The 12,608-nt window shown below is 60.0% G+C and carries 13 protein-coding genes; 7 read left to right on the forward strand and 6 right to left on the reverse strand.

Annotated elements, in window-relative coordinates; genetic code table 11:
* Nucleotides 1–2 precede the first annotated feature (2 nt).
* A complete protein-coding gene (locus WA225_RS09995) occupies nt 3–404 on the reverse strand; it encodes an ACT domain-containing protein (RefSeq protein WP_422607811.1) in 402 nt (133 codons plus the stop codon).
* Nucleotides 405–500: 96 nt separating this feature from the next.
* On the opposite strand from WA225_RS09995, the gene WA225_RS10000 reads away from it, so the two are divergent.
* From WA225_RS10000 to WA225_RS10015, 4 genes are all read left to right on the forward strand, one after another.
* On the forward strand, nt 501–1,394 hold the full coding sequence (locus WA225_RS10000; RefSeq protein WP_422607812.1) for a LysR family transcriptional regulator ArgP: 894 nt from the start codon (nt 501–503) through the stop codon (nt 1,392–1,394).
* A gap of 54 nt (nt 1,395–1,448) precedes the next feature.
* Complete coding sequence (locus tag WA225_RS10005) at nt 1,449–2,441, forward strand: NAD-dependent epimerase/dehydratase family protein (protein WP_422607813.1); 993 nt, start codon at nt 1,449–1,451, stop codon at nt 2,439–2,441.
* A 116-nt stretch (nt 2,442–2,557) separates the two neighbouring features.
* Nucleotides 2,558–3,412: an ATPase gene (locus tag WA225_RS10010; RefSeq protein ID WP_422607814.1), complete on the forward strand. Its 855-nt coding sequence runs from the start codon at nt 2,558–2,560 to the stop codon at nt 3,410–3,412.
* 130 nt (nt 3,413–3,542) lie between these two features.
* On the forward strand, nt 3,543–4,391 hold the full coding sequence (locus WA225_RS10015; protein WP_422607815.1) for a cache domain-containing protein: 849 nt from the start codon (nt 3,543–3,545) through the stop codon (nt 4,389–4,391).
* A gap of 128 nt (nt 4,392–4,519) precedes the next feature.
* Here WA225_RS10015 and WA225_RS10020 read toward each other — a convergent pair whose 3' ends face one another.
* Both WA225_RS10020 and pobA read right to left on the reverse strand, forming a co-directional pair.
* The gene (locus WA225_RS10020) at nt 4,520–6,037 is read right to left on the reverse strand and encodes an MDR family MFS transporter (RefSeq protein WP_422607816.1); all 1,518 of its coding nucleotides are present in this window, start codon (nt 6,035–6,037) and stop codon (nt 4,520–4,522) included.
* A gap of 79 nt (nt 6,038–6,116) precedes the next feature.
* Nucleotides 6,117–7,301, reverse strand: coding sequence for a 4-hydroxybenzoate 3-monooxygenase (pobA, locus tag WA225_RS10025; RefSeq protein ID WP_422608205.1), 1,185 nt, complete (start codon nt 7,299–7,301; stop codon nt 6,117–6,119).
* A 186-nt stretch (nt 7,302–7,487) separates the two neighbouring features.
* Between pobA and WA225_RS10030 the strand changes: the two genes are divergently transcribed.
* On the forward strand, nt 7,488–8,372 hold the full coding sequence (locus tag WA225_RS10030) for a helix-turn-helix domain-containing protein (RefSeq protein WP_422607817.1): 885 nt from the start codon (nt 7,488–7,490) through the stop codon (nt 8,370–8,372).
* Nucleotides 8,373–8,436: 64 nt separating this feature from the next.
* Here WA225_RS10030 and WA225_RS10035 read toward each other — a convergent pair whose 3' ends face one another.
* Nucleotides 8,437–8,613: a hypothetical protein gene (locus WA225_RS10035; protein WP_008085463.1), complete on the reverse strand. Its 177-nt coding sequence runs from the start codon at nt 8,611–8,613 to the stop codon at nt 8,437–8,439.
* A gap of 221 nt (nt 8,614–8,834) precedes the next feature.
* A complete protein-coding gene (locus WA225_RS10040) occupies nt 8,835–9,740 on the reverse strand; it encodes a LysR family transcriptional regulator (protein ID WP_422607818.1) in 906 nt (301 codons plus the stop codon).
* 114 nt (nt 9,741–9,854) lie between these two features.
* Between WA225_RS10040 and WA225_RS10045 the strand changes: the two genes are divergently transcribed.
* The gene (locus WA225_RS10045) at nt 9,855–10,733 is read left to right on the forward strand and encodes an MBL fold metallo-hydrolase (RefSeq protein ID WP_422607819.1); all 879 of its coding nucleotides are present in this window, start codon (nt 9,855–9,857) and stop codon (nt 10,731–10,733) included.
* Nucleotides 10,734–10,779: 46 nt separating this feature from the next.
* Complete coding sequence (locus WA225_RS10050; RefSeq protein WP_422607820.1) at nt 10,780–11,394, forward strand: NAD(P)-dependent oxidoreductase; 615 nt, start codon at nt 10,780–10,782, stop codon at nt 11,392–11,394.
* Nucleotides 11,395–11,590: 196 nt separating this feature from the next.
* Here the strand turns inward: WA225_RS10050 and WA225_RS10055 are convergent, their stop codons facing one another.
* Nucleotides 11,591–12,472 (reverse strand): LysR substrate-binding domain-containing protein, encoded by an 882-nt coding sequence (locus WA225_RS10055; RefSeq protein WP_422607821.1) that lies wholly within the window; start codon nt 12,470–12,472, stop codon nt 11,591–11,593.
* Between the last annotated feature and the right edge of the window lie 136 nt (nt 12,473–12,608).

Raw genomic sequence — 12,608 nt, forward strand, 5'->3', positions numbered from 1 at the left:
ATCTACTCCGCGTTGGCTGCGAGATCGCGCAGCACTTGCATGGCGCGTTCGGCGTCGGCCTGGCCGACAAACAAATGGTCGTGGTAGTACCCGGCGATCACGTTGCAACTGATCCCGGCCTTGCCCAATGCCGTGGCGAACGCGGCTGTGAGGCCGACGGCCTCCAGCGCCGAATGCACGTTGAGGGTGATCCACGCAGCGACATAGTCGAAACTGAAACCGGCCTGTTCGGCCTGCGAACGTTCGAGAATCACCGTCAAGCCTTCCTGTTCGCGGAAGCTGCCGATGATGTCCACACCGCTCGGCAACAGACCGTCGCGCAGGGTACAGAACACGTAATCACCGGCATTGAGTTGCGGGCTCATGCTGCGCAACAGGGTCGTGAGTGAGGTTTCGCCAGCCATTGCAGTGTTCCTTGATAAAGAGTGCTTGCTGGCTATTCTCCGGTCGAACGCTGTATAAGAAAAACCAATAGTGCTGATCGCTCATTAGGAAAACTGATGTTCGACTACAAATTGCTTTCTGCTCTGGCGGCCGTCGTTGAGCAGGCCGGCTTCGAACGCGCCGCGCAGGTGCTGGGTTTGTCGCAATCGGCAATCTCGCAGCGGATCAAACTGCTTGAGGCGCGAATCGGCCAGCCGGTGCTGATACGCAGTACGCCGCCATCGCCGACCGAGATTGGCCGGCGCCTGCTCAACCATGTGCAGCAGGTGCGCTTGCTTGAGCGCGACCTGCAAACCCTGGTGCCGGCGCTGGACGAAGAGGGTTTGCCGGAGCGTCTGCGCATTGCGTTGAATGCCGACAGCCTCGCCACATGGTGGGCCGAAGCGGTCGGCGACTTCTGTGCCGAACAACATTTGTTGCTCGATCTGATCGTCGAAGACCAGACCGTCGGCCTCAAACGTATGCGCGCTGGCGAAGTGGCCGCATGCCTGTGCGCCAGCGAACGACCGGTGGCCGGCGCGCGCAGCGTGTTGCTGGGGGCGATGCGTTATCGCGCACTGGCCAGCCCGGCGTTCATCGAGCGGCATTTCCCCGACGGCGTGCGTGCCGAACAACTGCCTCGCACGCCGGCGCTGGTGTTCGGCCCGGATGATTTCCTCCAGCATCGCTACCTCGCCTCGTTGGGCGTCGATGGTGGATTCGAACATCATTTATGCCCGTCTTCGGAAGGTTTCATCCGCCTGACCGAAGCCGGCCTCGGCTGGGGCCTGGTGCCGGAACTGCAAGTGCGCGATCAACTGCAACGCGGGTTACTGCGCGAACTGTTGCCAGATAAACCGATCGACGTGCCGTTGTACTGGCATCATTGGCGCAATGGCGGTCAGCTGCTGGGCTTGCTGACCGAGCAATTGGTGCGTTCGTCGGCGCAATGGCTGGTGCCGTTGGAGTGACGGCCAGCGTCAAGACACACGAATCAGGCAAAACGAAAGACATCGGAGCTTTACATGAAAATTCTGGTCACCGGCGCAAGCGGCTTCATTGGCGGACGTTTTGCGCGTTTCGCCCTGGAGCAGGGCCTGGACGTGCGGGTCAACGGTCGCCGGGCCGAAAGCGTCGAGCATCTGGTGCGCCGTGGTGCCGAGTTTGTGCCCGGCGATCTGACCGATCCCGATCTGGTCCGCGAGTTGTGTGCCGACGTTGAAGCCGTGGTGCATTGCGCCGGTGCCGTCGGCCTGTGGGGCCGCTATCAGGACTTTCATCAGGGCAATGTGCAGGTCACCGAAAACGTCGTCGAAGCCTGTTTGAAACAGCGGGTTCGGCGCCTGGTGCATCTCTCCTCGCCATCGATCTATTTCGATGGTCGTGATCATCTCAACCTGACCGAAGAGCAAGTGCCCAAGCGCTTCAAGCATCACTACGCGGCGACTAAATATCTGGCCGAGCAGAAGGTCTTCGGGGCACAGGAATTCGGTCTCGAGACCATTGCGCTGCGCCCGCGTTTCGTCACCGGCGCCGGCGACATGAGCATCTTCCCGCGTCTGCTCAACATGCAGCGCAAGGGTCGCCTGGCGATCATTGGCAATGGCCTGAACAAAGTCGATTTCACCAGCGTGCAGAACCTCAACGAAGCGCTGCTCAGCAGTCTGCTCGCCGCCGGTTCCGCGTTGGGCAAGGCTTACAACATCAGTAACGGCGCGCCGGTGCCGCTGTGGGATGTGGTCAATTACGTGATGCGCAAGATGGAAGTGCCGCAGGTCAGCAAGTACCGTTCGTATGGTCTGGCCTACAGCGTCGCAGCGCTCAACGAAGGCGCGTGCAAGCTCTGGCCGGGGCGCCCGGAGCCAACCCTGTCGCGCCTGGGCATGCAGGTGATGAAAAAAAATTTCACCCTCGACATCAGCCGCGCCCGGCATTATCTCGACTACGATCCGAAAGTCAGCCTGTGGTCGGCGCTGGATGAGTTCTGCGTGTGGTGGAAAGCTCAGGACATCCGCTGAAACGAATTGGCCGGCCGGCAATGAACCGCGTAGCCGCTCGGGGGTCAATCCCTGCGGCTGCGGCGGTTATACTTCGCAGCATTTAGCCATCACCGCGTTTCACAAAGGTTGCCTCAATGTCCATGCGTAATGATGCCCACGACGATTTCGATGATGTCCCGAGCCTGCGTGCCGACACCTTCGACGACGATGACATTCCGACCACCGCCCGCACCTCCGTGCACTCGCGCACGCCGCCGGTGGTCAAGGTCAAGGCCGCGAGCACCGGGCCATTGTGGGCCTTGGTCGGCGCCTTGTTTTTCGCCTTCGTCGGTCTGGCCTGGTGGAGTTTCCAGCAGATCTCGCTGATGGAGCAGCAACTGGTCGCGACCCAGGAAAGTTTCGCGCGGATCAGTGAAGAGGCGGCGGGGCGCTTGCAGGACATTTCCGGCAAGGTCGTGGCCAGTCAATCCAACGTCACCAGCGACAGCGAAGCGCTGAAGCTGCAGATCAAACAGCTCGAAGGCAAGTTGCTCGATCAGAGCAAACAGCAGCAGGGCGTCGCGGGGCAGGCCAGTGATCTGGACAAGCGTCTGGCGCAGATGACCGCGCAGACCACCGAACAGCAGAACGCCAATACTCAGTTGCAAGCGCAGGTCAAAGCCCTGAGTGCGGAACTGGCGACGATAAAAAGCACACCCGCCGACACCAGCAAGGTCGACACGCAGTTGAAGGCCTTTGACGCTCAGTTCAAAAGTCTCGGCGCCGATATCGCGGCATTGAAGAAGCAGGGCAACCCGAGCGCGGCGATCGATCGCCTCGAACAGGAAATCGTCGTGCTCAAAAGCGAACAGGACAACCGTCCGGCCGCCGCGCAGGGCGGCGGTAATACCGCTGAATTCGACGCCTTCCGTGGGCAGATGACCCGCAATATCAATACGCTGCAGGCGCAGATCCAGAACCTGCAGCAGCAGATCAACGCCCGCCCATAAATGCCGATGTGGCGAGGGCAAGCCCCCTCGCCACAGGAGATCCTGTAATCCCCTGCATCATTCTGAATACTCGTACATCACCCCAAGCCGTCTACGCTCTTGAAACACCAACAAGAACGAGGGATGCGTCATGGGGTTTGTGCAAAAATTCGCCTGGCTCTGTTTGATGTTACTGGCCGGCGTGGGCCCGGCCAGCGCCGCCACCACCGCCAAGGATGACGGCCAGGCCGCCATCGCCTTGCTGGAGAAAGCACTCGCTTACTATCACGACAACGGCGACAAGGCCTTTGCCGCGTTCAGCCGCCAGGGCGAGTTTGTCGACAAGGATCGCTACGTCTTTGTGGTCGACACCAAAGGCGTGATGCTCGCCAGCGGCGGGCCTTCTTCGGCGCTGATCGGTCGTGATGTCAGTGAAGTGCTCGGCCCGGATTTGCAGAAAGCTTTCAAGGAAGCGTTGCGGGTGCCCGAGGGCAATGGCATTCAGCAGGCGGAATACCGCTGGCAGAATCAGGCAGACGGCAAGGTCGAGCGCAAACATGTGTATTACCAGCGCATCGGTCAGCGGATTCTGGCGGTCGGTTATTACTTGCCGCGAGCCTCGGCCGAGCAGGCCAAAGCCTTGCTCGACAAAGCGGCGACTGACCTGAGCAAAGACGAGAAGGGCACGCTGACGGCGATCAATTCGCTCAAGGGTGGCTACTTGCAGGATGACCTGTATGTGTTTGTGGTTGACCTGAATACGCAGCGCTACGTCGCCCACGGTACCAATCTGCGGCTGGTCAATACCGACTTCGGCAAGGTCAAGGACCCGGAAGGCAAACCGGTGGGCGAGCCGATTCTGGCGCTGATCGGCAAGCAGGATGAGGGTGAGTACGAATACCGCTGGAAGAACCCGGTGACCGGCAAGGTCGAGGATAAACATGCGTACCTGAAGAAGGCCGGGCACTTCCTCGTCGCCGTCGGTTACTACAGCCCTTGAAGGATGATCGTTCCCACGCCCCGCGTGGGAATGCAGCCCGGGACGCTCTGCGTCCCCTTCAAAGCCGAACGCAGAGCGTCCGTTGAGGCATTCCCACGCAGAGCGTGGGAACGATCAAGGGGAGAACGTTATTTGGCGCCGTGCTCACGTCCGCGCAGCAGGTTGTTCGGCATCGCAATCGCTGCCGCCAACCCGAGCAACGACACCGCCGCACTTACCCACAGCAAATGCCGGAACGTCACCAGCAATTCAGCGCGCAAGGCATTTTGCGCATCCCCCGGTGCGGCGTTCAGACCATCGAGCAAGACGTTGCCCGAATGTCCCTCGCTCATCAGCGAACTGCTCGCCAAATGGGCGAAACTCGAATCCTGCAACAGCGCCAGCAACAACGCCGACATCAACGCCACACCCACCGCGCCGCCGAGGGAGCGGAACAGGTTGGTGGTGCTGGTGGCCACACCGATGTCGCGTTGTTCCACCGAGTTTTGTGTACCCACCAGCGATGTCGGGAATTGCATGCCACCGGCAATCCCGCTGAGCAGCATGAACAAGCCGCTGAGCAGCGTCGCCTCTGGCGGACTGAACGCCATGCCGAGAATCGAAATCGGCATCAGCATCGCGCCGGTCAGGATCTGTGGTTTGTAGCGCCCGGTGATCGAAGTACGACGGCCGGCGAAATACGCACCAATCGGCAAGCCCATCGCCAATGGCAGCAAGTGCAGGGCGGCGCTGTCGGCGCCGGCACCGGTGACACTCTGGAAGCGCAGCGGCATCAGCACGATCAGCGAAATCGCCTGGAAACTGGTGAAGAAAATCGTGCACCAGCACAGCAAGGCGTTGCGATTGGCGAACAGGTGCATCGGCAGCAACGGTTCCCGCGCCCGGCGCTCGTGCCAGACAAACACCGCCAGTACCACCACCGCACAAGCGAACAGGCCAAGCACTTGCGCGCTGCGCCACGCATGACCCTGACCGACCTGGGTAATGCCCAACAGCAGGGCGGTCAGGCCGATGATCATCAACAGTGTGCCGAGGTAATCGATGATCGGTTTGCGTTGCGGAATCGGCAGCCCGCGCAAATTACGTCGTGCTACCCAGTAAGCGCCGAGGCCCAGCGGCAGGTTGATCAGAAACACCCAGCGCCACGACAGGTATTCGGTCATGTAACCGCCGAGCACCGGCCCGGCGACGCTGGCCACTGCGTACATGCTGCTGAAGTAACCCTGATAACGCCCGCGTTCACGCGGCGGCACGATGTCGCCGATGATCGCCTGGCTCACCGAAATCATCCCGCCGGCGCCGATGCCCTGAAGGATCCGCGCCAGCACCAGTTGTTCCATGCTCTGCGCCATGCCGCAAAACAGCGAGGCGAGGGTGAACAGGCCCATGCCGAACAGCATCAGTTTGCGCCGCCCGTACAAGTCACCGAGCTTGCCGTAGATCGGCACCGCCACGGTCATCGCCACCATGTACCCGGAAATCACCCAGGCCAGCAGGCTGACGTCCTTGAACTGAGCAGAAATGGCCGGCATCGACACGGCGACGATGGTTTGGTCGAGCGCGCCGAGAAAGATCGCCATCATCAGCGCGACCAGCACGCTGCGAATGGCCGGTTTGGGCGTTTCGGGGTGATTGAGATTGGTCACGGGCGAGCCTGCGGGCAGTGATTGACCCGCGCGGCCATGGCGCGCGGGTGGATGCTCGCCAGTGTAAGTCGATAGGAAGCTATTCGATAGCCTCGTACGGAAGTCCGACGTAATTTTCTGCAATGGTTTTTCGCCCTGCTTCTGAACTGACAAAGTAGTCGAGTTCCGAGGCGCTGATACGTTGGCTGAAAGCGTCGTGATCATCGAAGCGGTGCAGCATCGAGGTCATCCACCAGGAAAAGCGCTCGGCTTTCCAGACGCGGCGCAGGCAGATCTCCGAGTATTTTTCCAGCAGCTCGGTGCGGCCGTCGCGGTAAACCTTCAGCAGGATATTGAACAACGTGCTGACGTCACTCGCCGCCAGATTCAGACCCTTGGCGCCGGTCGGCGGAACGATATGCGCGGCATCGCCGACCAGGAACATCCGTCCGTACTGCATTGGCTCGACGACAAAACTGCGCAGCGGCGCGATGCTTTTTTCAATCGATGGGCCGGTGACCAGTTTCTCGGCAAGCGCCACCGGCAGGCGATTTTTCAATTCATCCCAGAAGCGCTGATCGCTCCAGTCATCGACGTTTTCCTCCGCCGGCACTTGCAGGTAATAACGGGTGCGGGTGGCCGAACGCATGCTGCACAAGGCAAAGCCGCGTTCGTGACGGGCGTAGACCAACTCGTCATGCACCGGCGGCGTGTCGGCGAGAATGCCCAGCCAGCCAAACGGGTAAACGCGCTCGAACACTTTCAGACAATCGGCCGGAATCGACTGCCGCGCGACGCCGTGGAATCCGTCGCAACCGGCAATGTAATCGCAGTCGACGCGAAAGATTTCACCGTCCTTTTCAAAGGTGACAAACGCCTCGTCGCTTTTCATGTCGTGAGGCACGACATGGCTCGCCTGGTAAATCGTCGGCGCACCAGCCTCCCGACGAGCGGCCATCAGGTCGCGAGTGACTTCGGTCTGGCCGTAGATCATCACGCTCTTGCCGCCGGTCAATGCGTGCAGATCGATGTGCACCTGACGCCCGTCCAGGGCCAGATCGAAACCGCCGTGCACCAGCCCTTCGGCGTCCATGCGCTGACTCACGCCAGCCTGACGCAACAGCTCTACCATGCCTTGTTCAAGCACGCCGGCGCGGATGCGCCCGAGGACATAATCGGGGGTCTGACGTTCGAGGATGAGAGTGTCGATGCCCGCGTTGTGCAGCAACTGGCCGAGGAGCAATCCGGATGGACCGGCGCCGATAATGGCGACTTGGGTTTTCAGCGTTTTCATTGTTTTTATGACTCGCAAGCTTCACGCGGCTCAGACCGGTGAATGATTTTTATGGATCGAGTGCTTGCATTTTTCCCTTGCGGGTCTGTCAATTGAAGGTGAAAACTGAGCCGATACCTGTACATTCTGCCAATCGGTGCGATTATCGCCCACAACCCCGAGGCCTGGATTGAAGTGATGAACAAGCCTGAGCTGCCTTCGATTCCAGTGTTCAAGCTCTACGGTGAAAGCCTGGACTGGCCGACCCCCGACTTGCTGCACTGTGAAACCATTTCCTCCCGCAGTCGCGAACATGAATGGGAAATCAAACCCCACCGCCATGCCGATTTGTGCCAATTACTCTTCGTCTTCAAAGGTCAGGCAGAGCTTGAGATCGAAGGGCAACGCACCCAGCTCCAGACGCCAGCCATTCAAGTCTTGCCACCGTTATCGGTGCATGGCTTTCGTTTTTCCGAGGACGTCGAAGGATTCATCGTTACCCTCGCCACCCCGCTGATCAACCACTTGCAGGCGCAGCTGGGCGATTCGGTACAGGCGCTGGCCAGCGCGGACAACTACCCGGCCGCTCAGGACGGCGATTACCTCAACAGCCTGTTCTCGGCGTTGCAGGCCGAATACAACGGTCATCAACCGGCGCGGGAAATGCTCATGCATTCGCTGGTCAGCGTGATCATGGTCTGGGTCAGCCGTCAGGCGCTGGTGAGGCACAAAGCCAGTCAGCGCCCGCAACGTCAGCGCGAATACCTCAATGGTTTCATTCAACTGGTGGAAGAGACTTACCGTCAGCACGTCAAGGTCGAAGACCTGGCTCATCGGTTGGGGATTTCGGTGTCACACCTCAACGGCACGTGCCGCGAACTGGCGGGGCAACCGGCGTTGCAGATCATGCACGAGCGTCAGTTGCTGGAAGCCAAGCGCTTGCTGACTTACACCAGCATGACGATTTACGAGATGTCGGAATTGTTGGGGTTTTCCGATCCGACCAACTTCACGCGGCTGTTCCGGCGGCGGGTGGGGATTTCGCCAAAGGCTTTTCGCGACCGTCTGAAGGCCGAACAGTAATTTCATAACCACCTCAAAAACCTGTGGCAAGCCAGCTCCCACAGGTAATGAGTCAGCCTCAGCCTCAGCGCAACGCGTTCAGCGTGGCGTTGTGCGGAATGCAGCGCTCGAAGTTGCAGCTCGCGTACTCGCGCGGCAGCTGTCGCAGTTGCTCGACCCGCCAGGCCGCGGTGCCGTACAGCGCCAACGTGGCGGCGCAGGTGATGAAAATCGCGAAGTACCTTCTTGTTTTGATGTTCATGGCGTTGACCTCTGAACGACATACCCTGCGGTATTACTTTCAGCATAGGTCAGCGGCGGGGAGTTGCCAGCGAGTGTGCTTGAGGATTTACCACGGCATTCAGCACGCTGATGAACCCTTTGTGGGAGCGAGCTTGCTCGCGAAGAGGGCGTGTCAGCCAATGCAGTTTTCGAATGAAATTCCCTCTTCGCGAGCAAGCTCGCTCCCACAGTGGATTGGGTTTACAGACCGATATCCCATTCGGGGCTTTCCGGAAATCTGAGCACCAGAAAATCCAGCATGCTGCGCAACGCCGCCGGCATGTGTTTGCGCGAGGCATACACGGCGTAGATGTTCATCTGTCGTGGCTCGGCATGGGGTAGCAGGCGAACCAGTTCACCGTTGTGAATATGCACCCCGGCCTGATAGGTCGGCAGCATCGCCACCCCCGCGCCGGCCAGTGTTGCGCGCAATAACGTGCTGGCCTCGTTGGCGCTGATGTTGCCTTGCACCGGCACCGACACCGGTTCGCCGTCCTCCTCGAAATGCCACAGGCTCTTGCCGAAGTACGAGTGCGTCAGGCAGTTGTGCCGACTCAATTCCTCGACCCGTTGCGGCGCCGGCTGCTCCTGCAGATACGCCGGCGCCGCGCAGACCACCGAACGACAGACGGTCAGGCGTCGGGCGATCAGGTTGGGGTCCAGGTCATTACTGGTACGAATCGCCAGATCGATGCGCTCATCGACCAGATTCACCGTGCGATCGAGCATTTGCATATCGATGCTGACACCGGGATAGCGCTTGACGTAAGCGGCCATCGCATCGGCCAGTTGCGCCTGACCGAACGAGGTGCTGACGCTGATCCGCAGCAAGCCGCGTGGCGCATCATGGGGTTCGCTGACGGCGGCTTGCATGTCGGTCGACAGTTCGAGCATTTGCCGACAGCGCGGCAGAATCTCACTGCCGGCGGCGGTCAGGCTCAGCTTGCGCGTGGTGCGGTGCATCAGGCGTGCGCCGACCCAGTCTTCCAGTTCCGCCAAATAACGCGAAACCACTGGCCGCGAAAGGTCCAGATGATCAGCCGCAGCCGACTGACTGCCCAGATCCACCACGGTGACAAACACCCGCATTGCTTGGAGACGATCCATGATTTGCCCGCTTTCAGAAACAAACTATGTTCAAGCATCGCATTTTTTGTACTGAGTCAGGCAACTAAGCTCTGTTCCATCGCCAAGCACGGCATTCCGACACCGGAGCAACAGATGATCGGCTTCACCACACTCAAACGCGTTCTACTCGCCACCGCCTCCCTCGGTTTCGCCGCGCATGCCGCCGCTGCCAACCTGACCCTCGATGTCTACAACCCGGGTACCAATGCGATTTTTCCGGTGACCTCGGTGCTGGTCAGCGGCGACAAAGACGCGATCCTCGTCGATGCGCAATTCGGCAAATCCCAGGCTGAAAAGGTGGTGGAAAAGATCCGCGCCAGCGGTAAACACCTGACCACCATCTACATCAGCCACGGTGACCCGGATTACTACTTCGGCCTCGACACCCTGACCCAAGCTTTCCCTGACGCCAAGGTGCTGGCTTCGCAGCCGACCGTCGACCACATCAACAAAACCGTCGCCGGCAAACTGGCCTTTTGGGGCCCGAAAATGGGCGCGGACGTGCCAGCGAAAACCATCGTGCCGGGCGTGCTCAAGGGCGACAGCCTGATGCTCGAAGGGCAGAAATTGCAGGTGGTCGGCCTCGATGGCAAACAACCGGACCGCAGTTTTGTGTGGATTCCGTCGCTCAAAGCCGTGGTCGGTGGCGTGGTCGTCGCCGAGAACATTCACGTGTGGATGGCCGACACCCAGACCGCGCAATCCCATGCCGACTGGCTGGAAACCCTGCACTCGATCGAAACCCTCAAGCCGAACACCGTGGTGCCGGGTCATTACCTGGGCGACAGCAGCCGTTCGCTGGCCAGCGTGAAATTCACCGCCGACTACATTAAGGCTTTCGACGCGGAAACCGCCAAGGCCAAAGATTCCGCCGCACTGATCGCCGCGATGAAAAAGCGCTACCCGAAACTCGGCGAGGAAAGCTCGCTGGAGCTGAGCGCGAAAGTCGCCAAGGGCGAAATGCACTGGTGAGCCGATTCTGAAAAACGCAGCACTCTCAAGCCAACTGGAGAATGTCATGGGCAAGATCGCAATCATTGGTGCCACCGGACGTGCCGGTAGCCAACTGCTGGAAGAATCCCTGCGTCGTGGCCATAGCGTTACCGCTATTGCCCGCGATACCTCGAAGATCGGCGCGCGTGCCGGTGTGGTCAGCAAGAATGTCGATGTGCTGGATGCCGCGGCGTTGCAAGACGCGGTGGCCGGTCATGATGTGGTGATCACCGCTGCGCATTTCGCTACCGTCCCGGCGACCGCGATTGTCGGGCCGGTGAAGCAGGCGGGCGTCAAGCGTCTGCTGGTGGTGGGTGGTGCCGGTTCGCTGTTGCTGCCGGACGATACGCGAGTGATCGACAGTGCGGGTTTCCCGGCGGAGTACAAAACCGAAGCCAGCGCCGGTGCGGCGTTTCTTGAGGCGTTGCGTCAGGAACAGGATCTGGACTGGACCTTTCTGTCGCCGTCGGCGGAATTTGTTGAAGGTGAGCGCACGGGGAGTTTCCGTGTCGGCAAGGATCACTTGCTGGTGAGTGCCGAGGGGCGTAGCTGGATTACCTTTGCTGATTACGCGATTGCGCTGATCGACGAAGTGGAAACGCCGAAGCATTCGCGTCAGCGGTTTACTGTCGGGTATTGATATACAGCTTTACCCTCACCCCAGCCCTCTCCCGGAGGGAGAGGGAGCCGACCGAGGTGTCTGGCGCTGTACATCGACCTGAAAAATCCAGTCGATTATGGATTCAAAGCCAATCGTTCAGGTCGCTGAACCTCTTCAATATCCCCTGGTCAGTCCCCTCTCCCTCTGGGAGAGGGTTAGGGTGAGGGAAAAGGCCTCAGCGCAAATGCGCCTGCTCAACCAACCAGATCATCAATTCTTCCAGCTGCGGCGAAGGCTCGGTTCCCGCAGGCACCACCACGTAATACGCCAGCCCCGTCTTCACCTTCAATTCAAACGGCATCACCAGCCGCCCGGCGCGCAGGTCATCGCCAATCAACGACCAGTCGCCAATCGCCACCCCCGTCCCATGTGACGCCATCGACATTGCCTGATCCAGCGTTTCGAAATGCTGGCCCATGTTGACGTTATCCAACTGCAACTCGGCCGCCGTCAGCCAGACCTTCCAGTCCTGAGTGTCGCGAGTCGGATGCAGCAATAAATGCTGTTGCAGATCGGCCGGGTCGGATAGTGCCGGTGGGCCTTTCAACAGGGCCGGTGAGCAAACCGGGGTCAGTTGTTCATCGAACAGATGCAGCGCGGTCGATGAGTTGTCCGGTGGCGTTCCGTAGATCACCGCTGCGTCGAATTGCTCGCGTTGAAAATCCACGCCATGGGCCAACGTCGTGGTCAGTTTGACCGGCACATCCGGGCGCTCCTTTTGCCATTGCAGCAGGCGCGGCACCAGCCAGCGCATCACACAACTGGGTGCCTTGAGTTGCAGGGTTTCGCGCTTGAGGCCGATCTGCTCGGTCGCCTCGCTGATCAGGCCGAAGACCTTCTCCACTCGCGGTAACCACTCACGACCTTCAGCCGTCAGCTCCAGACCACGGGCCAGGCGGATGAACAATTCATACCCCAGATGATCTTCCAGCCCGGCGATCTGCCGGCTCACCGCGCCTTGGGTGATGTGCAACTGCTCGGCGGCCCGGGTGAAGTTGCAGCACTGCGCGGTGATCAGAAACGTATGCAGGGCAGGCAGGGGAGGCAGTCGCTTCATGTGGATCCAAGGTATGACGTGAGGACATGGCTAGTATGACTTTTAATCGATTGTTGCCGCTACCTGCCGACCGTTCAATGAGCCCATTGAAGGCCTGCATGGGCCTTGTGTCTCAAACGAACAAGAAGGGCAACGA

The organism is Pseudomonas sp. (assembly GCF_049300855.1).
Classification (GTDB): Bacteria; Pseudomonadota; Gammaproteobacteria; order Pseudomonadales; family Pseudomonadaceae; genus Aquipseudomonas.